This window comes from Paenibacillus sp. S29 (assembly GCF_049319765.1).
GTDB lineage: Bacteria > Bacillota > Bacilli > Paenibacillales > Paenibacillaceae > Paenibacillus > Paenibacillus polymyxa_B.
In genome coordinates, this window is sequence record NZ_JBMOUI010000001.1 from 423,648 (window position 1) to 443,952 (window position 20,305).

Annotated in this window: 17 protein-coding genes and 1 riboswitch; of the genes, 12 read left to right on the top strand and 5 right to left on the bottom strand. The window is 47.0% G+C overall.

Translation table 11 applies throughout. The features are described 5' to 3' along the window. The first annotated feature begins 287 nt into the window (after positions 1–287). Positions 288–800: a DUF6985 domain-containing protein gene (locus tag ACL9RM_RS01950; protein ID WP_422759352.1), complete on the top strand. Its 513-nt coding sequence runs from the start codon at positions 288–290 to the stop codon at positions 798–800. 88 nt (positions 801–888) lie between these two features. On the opposite strand, the gene metE is transcribed toward ACL9RM_RS01950, so the two are convergent. The 4 genes from metE to ACL9RM_RS01970 form a co-directional block, all read right to left on the bottom strand. Next, complete coding sequence (gene metE / locus ACL9RM_RS01955) at positions 889–3,207, bottom strand: 5-methyltetrahydropteroyltriglutamate--homocysteine S-methyltransferase (protein WP_414126149.1); 2,319 nt, start codon at positions 3,205–3,207, stop codon at positions 889–891. 161 nt (positions 3,208–3,368) lie between these two features. Then, a riboswitch (cobalamin riboswitch) is annotated at positions 3,369–3,564 on the bottom strand. A gap of 182 nt (positions 3,565–3,746) precedes the next feature. Further along, complete coding sequence (nrdG, locus tag ACL9RM_RS01960) at positions 3,747–4,244, bottom strand: anaerobic ribonucleoside-triphosphate reductase activating protein (protein WP_061830472.1); 498 nt, start codon at positions 4,242–4,244, stop codon at positions 3,747–3,749. Continuing rightward, positions 4,241–6,190 (bottom strand): anaerobic ribonucleoside triphosphate reductase, encoded by a 1,950-nt coding sequence (locus ACL9RM_RS01965; RefSeq protein WP_250266872.1) that lies wholly within the window; start codon positions 6,188–6,190, stop codon positions 4,241–4,243. The genes nrdG and ACL9RM_RS01965 overlap by 4 nt, the downstream gene beginning before the upstream one ends. 291 nt (positions 6,191–6,481) lie before the next feature. Next, positions 6,482–6,952: an AbrB/MazE/SpoVT family DNA-binding domain-containing protein gene (locus tag ACL9RM_RS01970; protein ID WP_023990816.1), complete on the bottom strand. Its 471-nt coding sequence runs from the start codon at positions 6,950–6,952 to the stop codon at positions 6,482–6,484. 234 nt (positions 6,953–7,186) lie between these two features. Here ACL9RM_RS01970 and ACL9RM_RS01975 point away from each other — a divergent pair, with 234 nt between their 5' ends. Next, a complete protein-coding gene (locus ACL9RM_RS01975) occupies positions 7,187–10,141 on the top strand; it encodes a glycoside hydrolase family 3 protein (RefSeq protein ID WP_250266871.1) in 2,955 nt (984 codons plus the stop codon). Positions 10,142–10,207: 66 nt separating this feature from the next. Continuing rightward, positions 10,208–10,681, top strand: coding sequence for an Rrf2 family transcriptional regulator (locus tag ACL9RM_RS01980; protein WP_069290611.1), 474 nt, complete (start codon positions 10,208–10,210; stop codon positions 10,679–10,681). Positions 10,682–10,748: 67 nt separating this feature from the next. On the opposite strand, the gene ACL9RM_RS01985 is transcribed toward ACL9RM_RS01980, so the two are convergent. Then, complete coding sequence (locus ACL9RM_RS01985; RefSeq protein WP_250266870.1) at positions 10,749–11,840, bottom strand: diguanylate cyclase; 1,092 nt, start codon at positions 11,838–11,840, stop codon at positions 10,749–10,751. Between the two features lie 224 nt (positions 11,841–12,064). Between ACL9RM_RS01985 and ACL9RM_RS01990 the strand changes: the two genes are divergently transcribed. From ACL9RM_RS01990 to ACL9RM_RS02030, 9 genes are all read left to right on the top strand, one after another. Beyond that, complete coding sequence (locus ACL9RM_RS01990) at positions 12,065–13,699, top strand: spore germination protein (RefSeq protein ID WP_250266869.1); 1,635 nt, start codon at positions 12,065–12,067, stop codon at positions 13,697–13,699. Next, positions 13,677–14,918, top strand: coding sequence for a Ger(x)C family spore germination protein (locus tag ACL9RM_RS01995; protein ID WP_237166348.1), 1,242 nt, complete (start codon positions 13,677–13,679; stop codon positions 14,916–14,918). The genes ACL9RM_RS01990 and ACL9RM_RS01995 overlap by 23 nt, the downstream gene beginning before the upstream one ends. A gap of 25 nt (positions 14,919–14,943) precedes the next feature. Next, positions 14,944–16,053: a GerAB/ArcD/ProY family transporter gene (locus ACL9RM_RS02000; protein WP_250260198.1), complete on the top strand. Its 1,110-nt coding sequence runs from the start codon at positions 14,944–14,946 to the stop codon at positions 16,051–16,053. Further along, a complete protein-coding gene (locus tag ACL9RM_RS02005) occupies positions 16,050–17,195 on the top strand; it encodes a GerAB/ArcD/ProY family transporter (protein ID WP_250266868.1) in 1,146 nt (381 codons plus the stop codon). The genes ACL9RM_RS02000 and ACL9RM_RS02005 overlap by 4 nt, the downstream gene beginning before the upstream one ends. A 403-nt stretch (positions 17,196–17,598) precedes the next feature. Further along, the gene (locus tag ACL9RM_RS02010) at positions 17,599–17,994 is read left to right on the top strand and encodes a Fur family transcriptional regulator (RefSeq protein WP_023990809.1); all 396 of its coding nucleotides are present in this window, start codon (positions 17,599–17,601) and stop codon (positions 17,992–17,994) included. Further along, complete coding sequence (locus tag ACL9RM_RS02015) at positions 17,970–18,809, top strand: response regulator transcription factor (RefSeq protein WP_250260200.1); 840 nt, start codon at positions 17,970–17,972, stop codon at positions 18,807–18,809. The genes ACL9RM_RS02010 and ACL9RM_RS02015 overlap by 25 nt, the downstream gene beginning before the upstream one ends. A gap of 10 nt (positions 18,810–18,819) precedes the next feature. Beyond that, entirely contained in the window at positions 18,820–18,945 is a 126-nt protein-coding gene (locus tag ACL9RM_RS02020) for a hypothetical protein (RefSeq protein WP_257785376.1), read from the top strand. A 10-nt stretch (positions 18,946–18,955) separates the two neighbouring features. Next, a complete protein-coding gene (locus tag ACL9RM_RS02025; protein ID WP_039271686.1) occupies positions 18,956–19,369 on the top strand; it encodes a BlaI/MecI/CopY family transcriptional regulator in 414 nt (137 codons plus the stop codon). A gap of 2 nt (positions 19,370–19,371) precedes the next feature. Beyond that, a complete protein-coding gene (locus ACL9RM_RS02030; RefSeq protein ID WP_069290603.1) occupies positions 19,372–20,232 on the top strand; it encodes a M56 family metallopeptidase in 861 nt (286 codons plus the stop codon). Positions 20,233–20,305 lie beyond the last annotated feature (73 nt).

A 20,305-nucleotide genomic window follows, 5' to 3' on the forward strand; every position in this document is an offset into this window, starting at 1 on the left:
CAGGTATAATTTAACATCATGTACTGATTAATGCAAGGTACTAAATTTTTAATAATAAAATATTTGTGCCGAAATGGGCAGATTTTCTTTCTTGAAGGCTTTATTGAATAGCGAATGTTGTAGAAAAAAGTAGTTTCATTTGGAAATTCCTCGAAATGTGGCTGGAAGCCCAAATAGGATGCCGCTTTAATTTCATTCATTAAAATGATAGATTGTAAAGTATTCAATAGGGTTAAAGATTACTTTTTATGAAGAGGTGGTAAAGGGTGCATTGGAAACACTGGTATATGGAACTGGAACAGGATGATGAGTCTTGGGATGTATCTGAGGAGATTGTTCTGCGTGGTGTAGTACATGTTAATTTTTGCGGGCAGCCCTCGGAAGTAGAAGTCGAATTTATCGTGGGAGCCGACTCCGAAGAACAGGCACAGACTATAGAAGAACCTACACAGTTGCAAAAAAAGACATGGGAGCAGTATATGGAATATTCGTCAACTATTCATCCTCAAGTGTTGGAGTCCATACACTATCATTATGCTGGCATAGTGGAAAAGTACCGGAATGCTTACAGTACATTGGGAGAGGACCCAGATGAATATGCGCCTTATGTGGAGCGGCCGGAACAATTGTTGGATCGAATACAGCTTATGTCTATACTGATTTCCGACTCATCGGCAAAGGATGAACTGTATTTGAATTTTAGTTGCTCCTGGGATCGAGAACATGGCTTAGGCGTACATATGAAGCAGATGAAAATGGAGCATATTCAAGGCGTATATACATTATATGATCTAGAATAAATCCCCCTTCCTGGCTTTTAGCAAAAAGGGCCGGAAAGGGGAATAGGATAAGGCGAAAATGATGGCGCGATTGGATACGATAAAAAAATTAGTTGGATACAGCCAATGCAGCCCGGGCTGCTTGAGCCGCTTGTACCATTTGTCGCAAGGCGGCGACAGATTCCTCTTTGGTGCGGGTTTTCAGACCACAATCCGGATTAACCCAGAACAAATCTGATGGCAGTACGCGCAGGGCACGCTGGATCATGCTTAGCATTTCAGATACATCGGGGATGCGCGGGCTGTGGATATCGTACACGCCCAGACCGATGCCTTTGTCGTATACCTGATCTTCAAAGCTGACAATCAGTTCTCCGTGGCTTCGCGAGGTTTCAATAGATATAACGTCGGCATCCATATCGAAGATGGACTGAATCATATGCTGAAATTCGGAATAGCACATATGCGTATGGATTTGGGTGGCTGGCTCAACGGTGGCCGTGGTCACAAGGAAGGCTTGAACCGCCCAATCCAGATAGGCTTGCTGCTGTTCTTTTTTCAGCGGAAGCCCTTCACGAATTGCAGGCTCATCGACCTGGATCATGCCGATGCCCGCTTGTTCCAGTGCCTCTACCTCTGCCCGTAATGCCAGAGCCAACTGTAAAGCGACTTGACTACGTGGAATGTCATTACGTTCGAAAGACCAGTTCAAAATGGTCACAGGACCCGTAAGCATTCCCTTAACAGGCTTGGAAGTTAACGATTGGGCGAATGCCGTTTCTTCCACGGTCATGGGCTGATCGAAGGAAACGTCTCCGTATATAATCGGCGGTTTGACACAACGGGAGCCGTAGGACTGCACCCATCCGTTTTGCGTAAAAGCAAAGCCATTCAGCTTTTCGCCAAAAAATTCAACCATGTCGGTCCGCTCAAATTCCCCATGTACAAGCACATCAATGCCAATGTCCTCTTGGATATCAATCCATTCCTTAATTTGCTGTTGGATGAACGTTCGATATTGCTTGGCAGACCATTCTCCTTTGCGATAGTGCAGGCGGGCCTTGCGGATCTCGGCGGTTTGCGGGAAGCTACCAATGGTCGTCGTAGGCAGTGGAGGCAACTTCAGCTTATTTTGCTGAATCTCACGACGCTCGGCGAAAGGAACGCTGCGTGACAGAGGCTCTTTGGCCAACAGGTCGGCCAGATCGGCAGTTGTCTGTACGCGTGCCGCTGAACTGTTGAAACGGGCTACCGCATCTGCACTTTGTCCAAGCTTGGTGAGTGCGGATGGATCGTGTTTGCCAAGTGCAGCCGTCAGGATGGCGATTTCCTCTAGCTTTTCATCAGCAAAGGCCAGCGCTTGCACCAGCTCCTTGTCCAGCTTGTGCTCTGCCTCCAGGCTGACTGGCACATGCAGCAGACTGCATGATGGCTGTACGATAAGCTGCTCGGCAGTGGTCTGTTCTGCTAACTGACCCAGCAGAGCAGCTACAGCGTTCAGGTCGCTGCGCCATATATTGCGTCCGTCAATGACACCAGCGCCCAGCGTTTTTCCTTTAGGGAAGCCATGCTGCAATATATGCTGAAGATTTTCGCCATCATCATACACAAAATCAAGACCCAGCCCCTGTACCGGAAGTGCGGACAGACGCTCATAATGATCTAGGCTGCCAAAGTAGGTTTGCAGCATTATATTTAAGGAGGGCGCAGCCTGGTTCAAAGCTTCATAGACTTCCTGAATAATGTCCAGATCCTCTGCTGGGAATGAGGTAGTCAGGACAGGTTCATCGATTTGGACCCACTGAACACCTTCTGCTGCTAGCTCAGACAGGACACGGGTGTATAAAGGCAGGAAGGTTCTTATAATAGAGGCAAGCCCCTTACGATCATAGCCTTTGGAAAGGGTAACGAATGAATAGGGGCCGATGAGGACCGGTTTCCCATCAATACCTAGTTCTTGTTTTGCCTCACGATAAGCCTGTAAAGGTTTATTTTCAGTGAACACCGGAACTGCGTTCGCCAATTCAGGAACGATGTAGTGATAATTGGTATTCATCCATTTGGTCATTTCACTAGCGGTTGCTCCCTTCTGTCCACGAGCGATCCCGAAATACACGGACAGAGGAACCGGACCCGCGGGACGATAGTTGAACCGTTCGGGTACCAGACCGAACATCACAGATGTATCCAGCATGTGATCGTAATAGGAGAAGTCTCCGACAGGAATGCAATCAATCCCCTTGTCGCGCTGCTTGCTCAGATGCTCCAACCGTAATCTTTTCATCTCCGTCTGCAGTTCGCTTTCGTTAATGCTACCGTTCCAGAAGCGTTCCAGTGCTTTCTTCCATTCCCGATTTTCGCCGATACGCGGATATCCCAGATTACTGCTAATTAAGCCGGACAATTCAGGCCATTCAATAATGGACATGTACTTTTCCTCCTAGTGGGTAGCTGTTTTATTTTTACGTACCAAAAAAGGCATTCTTCCCCCCAAGGTTAAAAATAAGTAGGGGAAAGAATGCCTCCGTGATTAAAAAATCAAAAATACGGCGACTGCTCTTAACACCTCCCTATCTTCCGTAGGTACTTGCGATGTTGTTAAAATAGGCAGGTCTCCTGACTTACGGATCATGACGCTCAGCATTCCTTCCCGGTCTGTGGACCAGTGGATATATGAACAGCTGAAAGTTCCCCGTTTACAGTGGCGGGACCGTGCCGGATTTGCACCGGCTTCCCTTTTAAGCCTGATCTGAATAGAACAGACACCTATCTCCAAGCTATGCGGTTAAGGTATGACGAATAATTATGCACTCGTATACTTGTTCACCATCATAAGTGAAACTTACAGGATGCGCAATAGAAACTCCAATGGAATCTGTTAGCTATATGAAAAAAAGACAAGCTTACCCATGATGGGGGCTTGTCTTAGATTAGATATAGCATCTTGCTTGCTGGGTAAGCATCGCCTTATGTCAATGAAACGGTATAACCTGCCTGAATGCTGGCTTTTACATCTACCAGACGCTGGTTGCGACTGCCCCGGAAGGGAAGGGTCAGGTCCTTTTGCTGTTCTACAAAACGACCGTCCACAATCACATCGCACAAAAGCGCCAGTTCCTGTCGCTCCTGATCTGTGAGTAGATCTTCATAGACAAAGCCAGTGTAAGCCCACACGGTTCGGTCGGGACAGGCTTCGCGGAAGTCACGCACAAATTGCGAGCATTCTGCTGCTGAGAAAAACGGGTCTCCCCCGCAGAGAGTCAGTCCATCCAACAACGGATTTTCCATGATGTCACGAATGACCTCCTGTTGTCGTTGGGGGGTGAATGGCTCGCCTGCACGGAAGCTCCATGACTCTGGATTAAAGCATCCAGGACAGGCATGACGGCAACCGCTAATGAACACAACGGTGCGCAGGCCGTATCCTTCGTTCAGAGATTCCGGAATGTAGCCACACAAATTCACTTATGTTTCACCCGGTCTCGAACTTCTGCCTGTTTTGCGGCATTAAAGCGAACGGTATAATCTCCTGTCAGATATCCGGTTACCCGACGTAAGCGCTGAAAGTGTGTGTGCTCCTCATCTGTGCCACATTGGGGGCAGCTTGTCCCGATAATCCCTTCATAACCACATTCCGTACAACGATCCACCGGATGGTTGATGGAGAAATAGCCGATGTTCTGATGCAGCGCATACTGAACAATTTTAAGAAACGCATCCGGGTTATTCCGCGCATTACCGTCCAGCTCAATGTATGAAATCGCACCAGCGTTGCATAGGTTATGGAACGGAGCTTCCAAGCTGATTTTACGAGCAGCCGGGAGCGTGTAATACACGGGAATATGAAAAGAATTGGTGTAATATTCTCGATCATTTACCTCAGGAATAATCCCGAAATCACGTTGATCCAGCAATGTGAACTTGCCCGACAGACCTTCGGCAGGCGTAGCGAACAATGTAATATTTAAATTGTGATATTCACTCATTCGATCGCAATACACGCGCATGGAAGTGATGATTCGCTGTGCCTCGCGGTATACAAAATCATCCTCCCCGTGGTGTTTCCCGTATAGTGCCTTCATGCACTCAGCCAGCCCGATGAACCCAATCGAAAGCGTACCGTGTTTTAGTACGCCTCCCACCTTATCATCTGGTGCCAGTTGTTCTCCACCTTCCCATACCCCTTCGCGCATCATAAAGTCTGAGGCTTTGGCCGGTTGGCTGGTCTGGATTTGATAGCGATGAATTAGGCCATCTACCGCAATGCGCATAACTTCTTCTAGTCTCGCATCAAAGCGATCACGGTCAGGTGTCAGGCGTTTGCCTGTGCAAATACCATATTCAATGCCAAGCCGCACCAGATTAATGGTATTAAAGGAGAGGTTCCCCTTGCCACTCTGCCGGTTTCTACCGAAACGGTCAGAAATGGTGCGGGTACGGCAACCCATTGTCGCTATAATGGTATCTGGATCATCAGCACGGTAAAAAGGCAGGTTGAAGGTGGCATCCACATTCACAAAATTAGGATACATCCGTCTGCTAGAGCATTCTACCGCCCGTAAGAACAAATCATAATTGATGTCGCCTTCTGCCTGGTTGATTCCCTCTTTACATTGGAAAATATGTTGTGGAAAAATAGGAGTTTCCCCGCTGCCCAAGCCGCGAATAGTGGCCTCCAGCAGCGATTGAGTAACAAGCCGTCCCTCAGCAGACGTGCACATTCCGTAATTCAGTGAAGTGAATGGAATCTGTCCCCCCGCCCGACTGCTCATGGTGTTCAGGTTATGAATGAGCGATTCAGCAGCCTGCCGGGTTTCCGTCTCCGTTTCTTCGCGTGCGAATGCGTATGAACGAGGGCAGACTTCTTGCAAATGGGGATTGGCCATATGTAGTTCGTCGTCAGACATATTGGATTCTACCTCTTCCTCGAACAGCCGAAGTCCCTTGCGCAGATGCTTGCGGAAGGACCGGGCAACGTATGGGGCAAGGTCCCAATCGATTTTATTGGCAGAGACACCTCCGAATTGGCTGTTTTGCTGAGACTGGAATATGATGGCGACAAGTGCCATAGCAGACATAATCGTTTGCGGTGTGCGCACAGAGCCGTTGCCTGTATTGAAGCCGTCTCGCAGTAAACGACCAAAAGGAATAAAGATACAATTTGTAGTTCCGAGTGCATATTGGTCCAAATCGTGAACATATACATACCCGTGGTCAATCGCGTTCGTCAGTTCAGGCGGAAGTACCCGCAGGCGCGCATACCATTTGGCATACTCGGACCCAAGCTTGCTCATTTTGCCGCTGAACGATTCTCCATTCAAATTTGCATTCTCCCGCAGCATGTCCAGATCTTGTGCCCCAATGACCCGTTCGCCGATGTCGTATAATTGATGTTCCTCCAGCACCTTCATCGTAAAACCCTCCATATAGTAAAATATATATATTTTTCACAAAAACAACATATTGATGATATCTTGTGTTAACCAATTGTTTCGATCTATATATTGTATATACGTATACATTGAGAGTATGTGACTATTGTCACATTGGTAGGGGCGGGCAGCATAAAAAAGCCAGATACAGAGTAAGGGACACATCCACGGATATGCACCTTACTCTATATCTGGCCATCGTAGTTGCGATGAAAATGATAGGCTTGCGAGTACATAGTATATGATCTTGGGATATTGTTTTGAGAAGGTTTAGAGTAGCTTTTTCAACTGGGACACCCGGCCTTGGGAAATATCTAGCATTTCGGCATACACTTTTTGTGGCAGGTTCGGGTGTTCCTGAATCAGCTTGCGTAGCTTTTTTACCATTTCACCTTGCTGCACTCTAGATTGCTTGGGTTGCCAGGTTGTGTTGGTTCGGGTCGGCTTAGAATCTTCTTGAGCCTGAATAGCATCGGTGCTTGTGGCATGCACATTTTCATCGGTCTTTAATACCTGGATGCACTCTGCGCAAATAAAGCTGTCGCGAAAATAAGTTAAATGATCCACCGCGCCGCAAAATTTGCAGGAGACACCGGTGTATTTTCTTAGTACAAACCCTTCTTCATCTACGAAAAATTCAAGTGAATCACCGATATTGATATCCATTGTGGTCCGCATTTCCTTAGGGAGTACAATCCGCCCCAATTGATCCAGAGGCCTTGTCATTCCGGTATTTTTCATTAGCGCTTCCTCCTTCCATGATATATCCTGATTATACCAAAAAATATTATTTTTAGCTTTGTATATTGAAGGTAAAATACAACTTTTTTTGTCTTTATGCTGCGGTCTTTCTTTCAACCAGTATAGGATGTTTTCGGTATTGTTGCCGGGGTATCCCTTTTTAGCTATGATATATTAAAACGCTTTCAGAAATGAACTTTTTATCATCTTAATTAAGCTAAGGAGATGACGGATATGAGTCATGAAACAACGGGTATCGAATATTTATTTCAAGATCCGAAGATTCATCTGAATGAGCGTGTACGGGATCTTGTGTCGCGACTAACCTTGGAGGAAAAGGTTGAATCCATGTTGCAATACCAGCCGTCCATTGACCGATTGGGAGTCGCAGCTTATAAGCACGGTACGGAAGCGGCACACGGGATAGCGTGGTTGGGTGAGGCGACTTCATTTCCTCAGCCTGTAGGATTGGCATGTACTTGGGATACGGAATTAATGCGCCTCATCGGCTCTGTTATCGCCGATGAGGCGCGTGTGTACTATCGTCGTGATCCCAAATTAAACGGTCTGACCCTGTGGGCACCTACAGTGGATATGGAGCGTGACCCGAGGTGGGGACGCAATGAGGAAGCTTACGGCGAAGATCCATATTTGACGGGAGAGCTGTCAAAGGAGTTAGTCAAGGGGATACAGGGGGATCATCCGGTATATTTGAAAGCGGTCGCCACTTTAAAACATTTTCTGGGTAACAATAATGAAGTGGATCGGGGAAGTGGCTCCTCCAGTATAGATCCACGAAACCTGCGAGAATATTACCTAAGAGCCTTTGAGAAGCCTTTTACGGAAGGCGGCGCCCAGTCGATGATGACTTCTTACAACCTGATTAATGGAACGCCTGCTACGTTATATTATGGGGTTAACGATATTGTCAGGGACGAATGGGGGATGGACGGTTTTGTCGTAAGTGATGCGGGTGATGTCATGGGGATTGTCAACGATCATCAGTATTACGATTCACACACGCCAGGTGTGGCCGAATCTATTCGGGCGGGAATTGACAGCATTACAGATGATGCAGAGCTCTCCAAACAGGCGATTCGTGAAGCCTTGGCGCAAGGAACGCTACAAGAAGAAGACTTGGATCGGGCATTGTTCCATACGTTCCGTGTCCGTTTTCGTTTGGGGGAATTTGATCCGGCGGCAGACAATCCTTATGCCTTAATCGGAGAGGAAGCTCTCCTGACAGAGCAAGCCCGTGAATTGTCGTTGCGTGCGGCGAGGGAGCAGATCGTATTGCTTAAAAATGAGCATGAACTCTTGCCTTTGAACCCTGCCCGGTGCGGCAAAGTAGCGGTCATTGGTACGCATGGCAATGAGGTGTACCGCGACTGGTATTCCGGTACGCTGCCCTACCGGGTTACACCGCTGGAGGCGATTCGTGCCAAACTGGAAGGTGAGGACGCAAAGGAACGCGTCGTGTACCGTGATGCCAAGAATCGCGTGACCTTGACGGCGGCGAATGACGGAGCGAAGCTCACAGTCGATTCTTCTGGTGAGATGCGCCTGTCCCAGGATGGAAAGCCCACGATATTGACCATGACGGATTGGGGCTATGGCAGTGTGACGTTACATGATGAGCATCTAGGTACTTACGTGACGAGTGATGAGGAGACGCTCCGTGTGACAGCTGATGAAGCGTATGGCTGGTATGTCAAAGAGGTCTTTGGGCTGACTCCTGTTGAACAAGGAGAGCATCTGTGGACAACATGGAATGGCAATTCAGTGATTGCCGGAATGGAGGGCTCATTAAAAGTAGTGGAGGCTGAAAAATCTGTACTTCACGCTGTAGAGAGTAACGCCTCGACAGCCTCGACAGTTTCAGGACAGAGCCATACAACATTCCAGGTAGAGACGGTGTCAGATGGTTTAGCGGAAGCGATAGCCGCTGCGCAAGCGGCAGATACAGCAATTGTATTTGTTGGAAATCACCCGCTCATCAATGGAAAGGAAGAGAATGACCGTCCAGGCTTGGAACTGGCAGCTTCCCAGCAACGGCTTATCGAGGAAGTGTATCGCGTCAATCCGAATACGATTGTGGTTCTGACGGGCAGCTATCCATTTGCCATCCCTTGGGTTCAGGAGCATATTCCAGCGATCGTATACACGTCTCATGCGGGACAAGAGCATGGTACAGCAATAGCGGATGTGTTATTTGGAGACTACGCGCCAGCGGGGCGTTTGAACATGACTTGGGTTCAGAGCGAGGATCAATTGGGCGACATTAAAGATTACGATATTATTCGCGGCGGTCGTACCTATCAATATTTTGAAGGTGAACCTTTATATCCGTTTGGCCATGGATTGACGTATTCGCCTTTTGAATATAATGACCTGCGTACGGATGCCCCAAAGGATAGCGTAAAGTCTATTGCTGCACTGAATGCCATGGATACGCTCCAGGTGTGGGTAGAGGTGACGAATCGGGGCGTGGCTGCTGGTGAAGAGGTTGTACAACTCTATGTACGTCCCGGTGCCTCACGAGTAAAGCGACCACTGAAGACATTGTGCGGTTTTCAACGTATTCGCCTAGACGCAGGTGAGACGCGAACGGTTTCCTTTACGATTCGGATGAAGGATTGGGCGATTTGGGATGTTACACGGGATTGCTATTGCGTTGAATCGGGTGTATATACACTGCTGGCAGGCGCTTCCTCAGCAGATATCCGGTTGGAGCACCCTGTGTACGTTCGTGGCGAAGTTATTCCACCACGCCAAGCCGGACGAAGTATCCGCGCTGAAAACTTTGATGATTGCTCCGACATCGTACTGGATGAAAGCAAGGAGCAAAGGGAGGCTTGTGTACGTCCGCGCACACCTCAACGTTCCGGTTGGATTGCCTTTCATGGCGTAGACATGGATACGGTGAGTGTGGTCGAGCTTCAGTGCCGCGTGTCAGGCAACAGTAGCGATGCCACAATTGAGCTGCGTTTGGACGCGCCGGACAGCGAAGCTGTGGCACGTGTGAATGTGGGCAATACAGGAGGGGCGCAAGCATGGGCTACGCTCGCGGAAGCGGTACATTCAGTCTCTGGCACACGTGATGTATACCTGTTGTTGAGCGGGGAAGTGCGGCTAGCTCATTTTACTTTGGGCGCTAATGCTACAGAGGATTCCGGCTTTCAGGCTTGAACTTACTTCTGACATCACGTACAATGCATTCAACGAAGTTTCTACAGCTTAGGGGTGTCATCTCATTTGAATAGTGAAAAACGACTACGCACCGCAACGCCCAAATGGCTTGGGGTGGCGGTAAAGGCGCTTGTCTATTTGGAAAAGTACGGAGAACTCTGTGCCAGCGGTTCTATTGCCCGTTCCATTGACTGCGAAGTCACTTTGGTGCGCAGGGTGCTGACGCGACTTGTACAGGCAGATTTGATTGCAGCACGCGAAGGTCGTGAGGGAGGCTATGTGCTTACCCGTTCGGCCGACCATATTACACTTGCCGATATATACCACGCCATTGAAATATGTGATCCGATTTTCCCGGGTATGATGCATGAACCGGAAACCAATCCTTTTTGTGAGGAGTTGGCGATAGCCGTATCCGAAATTTTAGCCGAGAGCGAACAACGTATGCTAGAAGTATGGGGGTCCCATACGCTGGCTTCGCTTGCCAATCGTACGTCACTCGTGGTGGGGAAATGCAATCATAATGAAGATTCAAAATGATAATAGCCGATACGACTCTCAAGAGAGGGGGGTATCGGCTATTTCTATGAAATGGTCATGTCTCAAATTATATTTCATATGAGCAAACCCGGTTACGTCCTGCATTTTTAGCTTCGTATAGTGCTTTATCTGCCTGCTCCAGCAGGGCTGCCCCGGACATATCTTCCCCGGTACCAGGAAAGGTCGTCACGCCGATGGACACCGTGACTTTAAGAACAAGATCGTCCGCTAAAATAAACTCGTGCTGATTTACTCCACTTAGAATCTGATTAGCTATGCGTAGCGCTTGTCGAAAAGCACAATTCGGCAAAAGCACGGTGAATTCTTCCCCCCCGCTGCGGGTGACTACATCATTGGGACGACATTTTTCCATTAAAATCTGCCCAAGCTGGCGCAGCACTGCATCTCCTGCCGCATGTCCGTAGCTATCATTAACTTTCTTGAAGTGATCAATATCCAACACCAGTACAGATAAGTGCTCATGACGTTGGCGAGCTTGAGGGAGCTTCTCTTCCAATGAAAACTCAAGCTGTCTTCTGTTGCTTAAATTAGTGAGATGGTCTGTGTAGGAGGTATGCTCCAGTCGAAGTAACAGCTCATTGGATGTGTTGATAGATTCAGCAATGAGGTACAGAAGACATCCACCAACCATCGAAATGAAGAACTGAAGCGGATAAACATGCAGAACATCATCAAGATCTTTTAAATTAACCATCAGGGAACAAAATATAAAGCCCAAAGCAAAAATGTTCATCATAATCAGCTTGGGCAAACGTGACCACGACAAATGTGACAGTATAGCGCACCCCAGACCGGCAAACAGCATAAAAACAGCGCCTACGATGGCTTGAGTGTTAATACCAAACAGTAATAATCTACCTACACATATAAACAGGGTAGCCATGAGTGCTGCTGGGGCGCCGATATACGTTGCGGTAGCTACGATGGCCAAATGACGAAGATCGGCAATCGTATTAAATCCTACTGGAATTGAATAGTACATCATAACAATGCCGTAGCACCCAAAAAGGGCGCCTCCGATCCAATGTATCTTACGCTTCAAGGTGTGCAGACGGATTTTATATCTTTGTGATATGAGGCCAGTTATGTACAAAAAGGTGACAAGGATACAGGTATTTACAAAAAACGTACTGAACAAGATGCTAACCCTCCCGAGAGGCATATTTCTTCATTTTATCAAAAAAACTGACATTAAGCTTAAAAATGAAGAATTTATTGAAATTTATTATGCGGGTGCGCTTATAACGTTTCGTTCACGTGTTTAGTGCATAACTGGGAATAGATTGAGCATACTCCAAAGATACAAGAATAAGGAAAAATGGGCGGTATCTATTGCTGCCTTACTGGAGATGAGGTTTGCTCATGATTCGCTATCCCTATCGCAAACATAATAAAAAGTCGGGTGCGGACAAGAATAAAGAAAATTCTTCACGTTCTTTAAAGATCGAGGCTCATTTGGATACCAACTTGCAGCAAATTAAGGAATCGACGTCAAACAGCCCAGACTTCTTGATTCGCCGTTTTAATGTCGGACTAAAGGCGGATGTTCCTGCCGCCATTGTATTTCTAGATAGTATGGTCAAGACGGATACGGTGAATGAGCTCGTCATGAAATCATTGCTTAGCCGCCCATCTGCCGAGGTGGCTGCTGAGGTAGAAAGTGCAGAAGAGCTTTACAATCGGATACAGGCTCATGCGCTGGAACTGGGTGAAGTGAAGGATTGCGATGATTGGAATTCCATGATGGAACAACTCTTGATGGGAGATACGATCATTCTGCTGGAAGGCTGTAAAAAAACCATCGCATGCGGCACACGCGGAGGAGAGACGCGGGGGGTTAACGAGCCCTCCACACAGTCTGTCGTCCAGGGGCCGAAGGATGGATTTGTGGAATCCCTGTTCACGAACGTCTCTCTTGTACGTCGGCGGATTAAAAGCTCCGATCTTACGATGGAGATGTTCAAAGTGGGAAGTACGTCTCTCACGAATGTGGCCATACTGTATATGAAAAATATTGCAGATTCAAGTGTCGTAGATGAAGTTCGCAAACGGGTAAAAGCCATCAATATTGACGCCATATTTGAATCCGGCATGGTAGAAGAGATGATACAGGACCAAAATCTCACACCATTTCCAACGATCTATAACTCGGAAAGACCGGATACGATTAGCAGCAACATTATGGAGGGTCGGGTGGCACTCATCGTGGATGGAAATCCATTTGTACTGGTGATGCCCACTGTATTTGCTCAATTTTTTCAAAGTTCTTCCGATTATTCGGAACGTTATGACATGGCAACTGTCATCCGAGTCATACGTTATATCAGCTTTATTATTCTGATTTTGGGGCCTTCTCTCTACATCGCCTTAACCACTTATCATTATGAAATGATACCAACCCCACTGCTGATCAGCATACTAGCGCAGCGGGAATCCGTTCCTTTTCCGGCATTTCTGGAGGCGTTTATTCTGGAAATCACCTTTGAAATCTTGCGAGAAGCAGGTATTCGAATGCCCCGTGTGGGCGGACAAACGGTATCCGTTATCGGTGCGCTTGTATTGGGACAAGCGGCTGTGGAGGCTGGAATTGTCACCCCGCTGCTCACGATTGTAGTAGCGCTGACGGGGATTGCCAGCTACGCGATTCCGGCATATAACATGGCGGTAGCCGGGAGACTGTTCCGGTTTGTTTTTATGGTGCTGGCTGCATTTATGGGGCTGTATGGCATTACATTGGGGCTCATTGCGCTAATCGCCCATATGAACAGTCTTCGCTCTTTTGGGGTGCCCTACATGGCCCCTTTCAGTCCTTTTGTGCTGGAGAGTCAAAAGGATGCGGTATTGCGAATGCCATTTTGGATGATGCGGAAACGTCCTAAAAGTATTACATCAACGAATCAGACACGAATGAAGGATGGAAGCGGGATTTCCCCTTCCGATAAAACTTCACCAATGCGGGAGGGGGGCGCTCAGGGTGCATCTGGAGAAGGGGAGTGAACGAAGCACGGTAACCTTTAAATGGAGAATATGGATGCTGAGTTTGGTGGGGCTACTAGTCATGCCGCTTCTCTCTGGCTGCTGGGATTCAGTGGAGTTGAACCAGCGGGCAGTAGTCGCGGCTATAGGCATTGATGCGGACGGTGAATCCGATTATGTGGTTTCACTACAGATTATCGTAGCGGATGAAATTGCCGGGGCTAAAGCCCGAGGAAATACCCCAGTTGTGCTGTATCAGCAAAAGGGAAGCAACCTTTTTCAAGTGATTCGCAAAGCTTCACAGAAGATTCCGCGGGTAGTTTCTCTGGCCCATGCGAGGATTGTCGTTTTTGGAGAAAAGCTGGCTCGACGTGGAATCGGGGATACGTTGGATTATTTAGAAAGGGCCGCGGAGCCCCGACTAACGATGAAAATGCTGGTAGCACGCGGTGAAACGGCCAAGAACGTACTGGCATCCATGACTGCAATCGGTCGTATTCCTGCTAATGATATCTCGGGTAAGCTAGAAGCGTCCCAGCGTATGTACGCCGGGGATTACGCAGTGAGTCTAGACGATGTTATCCGGAGTATGTCCAATAAAGGTAGTGGGCCTGTCCTTACTGGTGTAGAAGTAGAAGGTAATTTGGAGCAGGCTCCCCTTAAGGCTAACGTGGATACTATTTTGCCCGAAGCGGTTGTTCGCATTAACGGTATGGGTGTGTTCCGTAAGGATCGTCTCGTCCATTGGCTGGACGATAACCGAGCTATTGGATTATCTATAGTAAACAATAAAGTGAAAAGTGCTGAAACCGCGTTGAGCTGCGGCAAAAAAGGTGAAACCATTGGAATCGAAACCTTGTATTCTAAAACACATGTACACAGTCTGATCGAGCAAGGGAAGCCGGTATTTGTTATTAATTTGGAGCAGACCGGGACGATTCAGGAAGCCGAGTGCTCGATTGACTTAAAAAGTCCAGAGGTTATGTATAGCTTGCAGAAACAGTGGGGAGAAGAAACAAAAAAAGTGATTACTTCAACGGTTAAGGAGGTTCAGCGTAGCCGTAGTGATGTACTCGGCCTAGGCCATGCACTGGAGAAAAGCCATCCTGAACAGTGGAAAAAACTCTCACCTGAATGGAGCCGCTATTTTGCAGAAAGCACCGTTCGTGTTCAGGTGACTTCGGTACTGAAGCATACACAGTCACGGACTAGCCCTTATTCAAAGGGAGAGTCCAATTAGTGAAATCGGGAAAGGAGGGAAGGCATTGAAAAAGATACAAATCGACGCAAAAGAGATGATTTCCCTGATGATGCTGTTTGAGTTGGGGACGTCCATGATGTCTATTCCCGGAAGAGATGCGGGCAAGGATGCGTGGATTGCTATTCTTATCGCCGCAGGTTTGGGAGCCCTACTTTTTCTATGCTACGGCAGCCTTCACCGCCACTTTCCCGACCTACTCATGACACAGTACTGCAAGGTGCTCCTGGGCAAAACTGCTGGGAGCGTGCTTGCCTTTTTATATATTGTGTTTTTTCTTTACGGTGGAGCACGCGATCTTCGAGATACTGGAATACTGATTGCCGACCGGACATTACAGCATACGCCGTTAACTATCGTCTGTGTCCTGATGATTGGTCTTGTTATGTATGTGATGCATTTGGGAATTGAGGTCGCAGGCCGCACGGGACTTATGCTGTTATTTTTGCTGCTGCTGCTGGGCTTCGCTACGAATATCATGATTTTATTGTCAGGCATTGTTCATATGAGCAATATATTGCCTATTGCTCAGCATGGCTGGCAGCCGGTATGGGAGGTTGTCTATTCACAAGCCTTGATGTTGCCATACGGTGAGATGGTCACGTTTGCGATGATCCTTCCCACATTAAAGAAAGGCTACCGTGCCAACGGGGTTGGGGTCACCGCTGTATTGTTGGGAGGCGCAATCCTGTCTTTTGTTACACTGTCAAATGTGGTTGTGCTTGGGGAGGACGTATTCAAACGGGCCACTTACCCGCTGCTTTCTATGATCAGCAAGGTGGAAATATCAGATTTCGTCGATAGAGTGGATGTAATTGGGGTCATGACTGTCATTATTTTTGATTTTTTCAAAATTTTTATTTTCTATTATGCGGCGGTTAAGGCTGCTGAAGATGTATTACGTGTTTCATACCATAAACTGATTCTGCCGTTTGGGCTTATCATGCTTGTTTCTTGCGTGTTGATGGCTCAGGGCTATCAAGAACATCTTACAACAGGCAAGTTTGTACTGAAATGGGTGTTTCCGATATTTGCTGTGTTCTTTCCTTTCTTGTTGCTTATGGTGTCATGGCTGAAAAAGTTTCGCAACAAAAAAAGAAAGGAGTATGCCTCGTGAGTCATCGTCTTGAAAACAAAACATACATCAGCACGGGGCAATTGCTCATTCTTATGTTTCATTTTCTTACAGGCAACGCAATTACCATTAATATGGATAGTTATATGCAGCGGGACACCTGGATTATCCAACTCGTTGCTATGATTCTGGGTATGGTATTGTTCCGAATGTACTGCTACACAGCTGAAACGTTCCCTGGTAAGCCTCTCACAACCTATGCTAGCGAATTGGTCGGTCATGCATGTGGAACAGTCATGGGAGTATTATATATTTTGTTTTTTTTATTTCTAACAGGCGGGAATTTGCGCGATGAGACAGAGCTAATTCGTATTTCCGTACTGGAGCAAACGCCCAACCTCGTCGTTGCCTTCCTTATGGTTTTGTGCGTAATGTATGTCCTTTGGTTAGGATTTGAAGTATTAGCTCGAACAGGACAAATCATGCTTATTGCAGTGGTGACCGTCATTTTTGTGGGAAATGTACTGTTGATTTTATCGGACAGCATTCATTTGCATGAGCTGACGCCGGTGATGGAGCATGGTTTTAAATCTGTGCTTCATTCAGCCATTCGGGAACATTTGGCATTTCCATACGCAGAAATGATTTGTTTTATGATGTTCGTGCCCCATTTGGAAAAAACGTCGCAGATGGCCAGAACAGGCTATGCGGGCATTATCGTAGGTGGTTTCGTTTTAGCTGAAGCCGCAATACTAAATGTGGCTGTTATGGGCACTGACATTGCACAGCGCTCCATCTTTCCTTTACTCAGCACATTTGGGAATGTACAATTTTCAGAATATTTACAACGTCTGGATGTGATTGTTCTGATGACGATGATTGTGGGCGATTTTTTTAAAATTGCCCTGTTCTTCTATGCTGCGGTGCTCGGGATCTCCGATATTTTTAACCTCCCCTACCGGAAAACACTACTTTTTGTCGGGATCATTGTCTTACTGTGGTCACAGGTACAAACACCCAGCATGATTGAGCACCTTTCTCTTGCACGATTATCTTTTATTTATATTCATCCGTTATTTGTTTACATCTTTCCCTTGCTGCTCTTTTTGGCCGCTCTTTTGCATCGAAGCAGAGTTAGAACCCGAGGAAGAAGCGGAAACTTTAAGAAAACGGGACCATCGTGAAAAAAGGAAGTGAAATCCGTATTTAATTTGTTTTTTTGCCACGGTCACAAAGAATACGAGCAGCATTCCTGCCAAGACGATATATTCGGATGGACGCATAGTGCTAAAAGCCAATGCCATCGGCTCCCACGGGGTATGAGTACTGAATAGCCAGTTCACTAGCAGATTGGTGCCGAGCATAAGCATCATAAAGAGTGTGAATATCCACAGTATTTTCATAAAATATTCCTCCGATGTGTATGAGCTGAGATGTACCATGTATACATTGTGTTGCAAAGCCGTTCAATTTATCCGATCCCATTGACTTGAAATAAATTAAGATTTATACTTATTCTAAATTGATCTTTATTATGATTGTAAGTTTGTAATTAATATAATCTGCGTTGGTTAAGGGAGATGCGGCATGAGAACTTTAAATTTAACTTCGCAGCGCCAAGCGGTATATGATGTGGTTCGTGAAGCCCACGATCATCCTACTGCGGCCGATGTTATGAATCGGTTGATGGAGCGCGGATATAATCTAGCCTATGGAACGGTATATAATTCACTGCGTTATTTGACGGATAAGGAATTAATCCGTGAATTGAAGCTGGGGGAAGCTGCTAGTCGTTATGACGGACGGATGGACGATCATCAGCATATTATTTGTCAGGTTTGCGGCCGGGTAGATGAAGTAATGAGTGAAGTCCCCCATGATTGGATTGACACGGTTGCGCATGAAACGGGGTATAATATTGCCCATGCCCATGTCGTATTCGGAGGAGTGTGTAAGGAATGCCAAAGCAAGCGAATCAGATAACGAATCGTTTCAAAGTGGCTGACATGCCTAGACGGGTGAAGGGCAGTTGGACATCGATGTTAGCAGCTCCCTCTACACCTACGGTGCAGACCGTTCCCTCCAATGAGCCTTTGTATTGTCCGACCACACGTCGTATCATTCTAATCAGTTCGGTACCGGGTGTAGTTCACGGGTTGGTGCGTACGTTGTCAGATGCGTGTTTTGATGTGATGGTTTTTCATCGCTGGGAGCCTGAAGTGCAGCGTCATCTGGGAAGCGATCTGTTGATTTACGATTTGACCGCCACCGAACCACAGAATGAATTACTGGATATCCGCAATCGTCTGGAGGTAGAACACATGAAAGACACACCGGTTATGTACGTGGTTCAGGATCGGGTGTCTGTACATGCGAATGAGCTGCTTCCTTCAGAAGAGGTGCTGGTGTGGCCGCTGGCTTCCAATCATATGGTGCATGACATTGAACGGATGATTGTACGCCATCCTGCCGTTTCCCGTCAGGCAGCGCAAGCCAGCCGTCGTACGGTGTTCAAGGACATCTGGATTGACCGAGATAAAATGCTGGTATATAAAGAAGAGAGTCAACTGAATCTGACTAAAACAGAATACGATTTGTTGCTGAAGCTGATTGATGCTCAAGGCAAAGTGATCTCTCGCGAGCAAATGATGCACGATATCTGGGAGACGGATTTTGTAGGCGGTAGTAACGTTGTAGATGTGCATGTCAAAAGTTTGCGTAAGAAGCTAGATGATCGACCTGCGGAACCTGAATATATTGCAACCGTAAGAGGTGTAGGATACAGATTGGCAGATTGACCTGAAAGTTATGAATACCGATGAATTTCCGCCGGATGGAGACATTCGGCGGTTTGTATATGATTCCATGAAGAAACTGACATTAGGTGTGACGGTTGACTTTAGCCGGATATATACACTACAATCGGTAGTGTGAGGTGCTTCTTATGAAACGACTGAATTTTAAAGCTGGCGAAACTGGGCTTAACCGATTTTTCGGGCCTCTGGAAGCCAAGATTATGGATATTTTATGGTCCACTTCGGATCGGAGTATCAAAGAAGTGCAGACCGCGTTGGAGGGGGATCGGGACTTTAACTTCAATACGGTAATGACCGTGATGAACCGTTTAGTGGACAAGGGGATACTGAGTAAGAGTATACGTGGGAGAACGTCTTTATATCGTCCAGTTTTAAGTAGGGAAGAGTTCATGGATGAGCAATCCAAGGGACTCAGTCACGAATTGGTGGATGAATTTGGTCCGCTTGCTGTCAATCATATGATTGATGCTCTGGAGGTGGCCGATCCGAAGTTGATCGAACGTCTGGAACAAAAAATTAAACAATGGAAAAAGGATATGTAGCGATGTGGAAAACACGTTCTAAATTACTGTTTACAGCAGGCGCCTTGATTTCGGGTTTCGCCCTTATACAGATGGGTATGTACGCCGGGCAGCATGTTTTCGGCTGGAAATTGAATTATAACGTGTTTCAAATTTGCAGAAGTTTGTTGCAGCACTACGGAATTGGCTACATGGTGGATGCGCTCAGCGGGCTGGTTTTCGTTACCTTTGCTATCGCTGGAGGAGAAGCAGTCAGACAGTGTATGGCTACCAGGGCAGCCTTTCGCAGACTGCACCGAATGCGTGACCTCTCTCTGACCGAGGCACTGGGTGAGCGATATCGTGAACTCGGGACCGATCGGATATGGGTCATTGATTATGCCAAGCCAGCCGCCTTTACCATGGGATTATGGAAGCCACGCATTGTATTGTCCTCTGCACTATTGTCCGTACTGGACAAGCACGAGGAAGAGGCTGTCATATACCACGAAGCCTATCATATGAAACATTATGATCCGTTGAAGACCTGGTTGCTGCAAGTGTGTGCTAAACAGCTGTTTTACTTGCCGGTGCTGCGTCACATTACCAATCATTATAAGACGGCCCGTGAAATTTTGGCTGATAACGAAGCGATCCATCGAGCTGGTTCACCCGTTGGGATTGGGAGCGCATTGCTCAAGCTTCTGAGTATGACACCTGCCAATACTCGCCTGGTAAACTCGGCCGCTTGTTCCTCGTTTGCAGAAACGTCCATTAATTATCGTATCTCACGTATTTTAGACCCTCAGCAAGAACCTGTCATTCAAATGCCTTGGCGTTCGATTATGTTTTCCAGCTATGTGCTAGTGATGCTGACACTTATGTTCGCACTGGCGCTAATCTAGTTGGACAAGATGTTTCTTACGGGTGGCGCTTTTCGCGCTCCCGATTCTCGATGTGCAATACACTACACTATGT

Coding starts and splice junctions, on each gene's coding strand:
- ACL9RM_RS02030 (WP_069290603.1), top strand. CDS start 19,372: ATGTGGAAAACACGTTCTAAATTACTGTTTACAGCAGGCGCCTTGATT.
- ACL9RM_RS02010 (WP_023990809.1), top strand. CDS start 17,599: ATGAGAACTTTAAATTTAACTTCGCAGCGCCAAGCGGTATATGATGTG.
- ACL9RM_RS01970 (WP_023990816.1), bottom strand. CDS start 6,952: ATGAAAAATACCGGAATGACAAGGCCTCTGGATCAATTGGGGCGGATT.
- ACL9RM_RS01990 (WP_250266869.1), top strand. CDS start 12,065: ATGATTCGCTATCCCTATCGCAAACATAATAAAAAGTCGGGTGCGGAC.
- ACL9RM_RS02015 (WP_250260200.1), top strand. CDS start 17,970: ATGCCAAAGCAAGCGAATCAGATAACGAATCGTTTCAAAGTGGCTGAC.
- ACL9RM_RS01965 (WP_250266872.1), bottom strand. CDS start 6,190: ATGAAGGTGCTGGAGGAACATCAATTATACGACATCGGCGAACGGGTC.
- metE (WP_414126149.1), bottom strand. CDS start 3,207: ATGTCCATTATTGAATGGCCTGAATTGTCCGGCTTAATTAGCAGTAAT.
- ACL9RM_RS02020 (WP_257785376.1), top strand. CDS start 18,820: ATGAATACCGATGAATTTCCGCCGGATGGAGACATTCGGCGGTTTGTA.
- ACL9RM_RS01950 (WP_422759352.1), top strand. CDS start 288: ATGGAACTGGAACAGGATGATGAGTCTTGGGATGTATCTGAGGAGATT.
- ACL9RM_RS01975 (WP_250266871.1), top strand. CDS start 7,187: ATGAGTCATGAAACAACGGGTATCGAATATTTATTTCAAGATCCGAAG.
- ACL9RM_RS02025 (WP_039271686.1), top strand. CDS start 18,956: ATGAAACGACTGAATTTTAAAGCTGGCGAAACTGGGCTTAACCGATTT.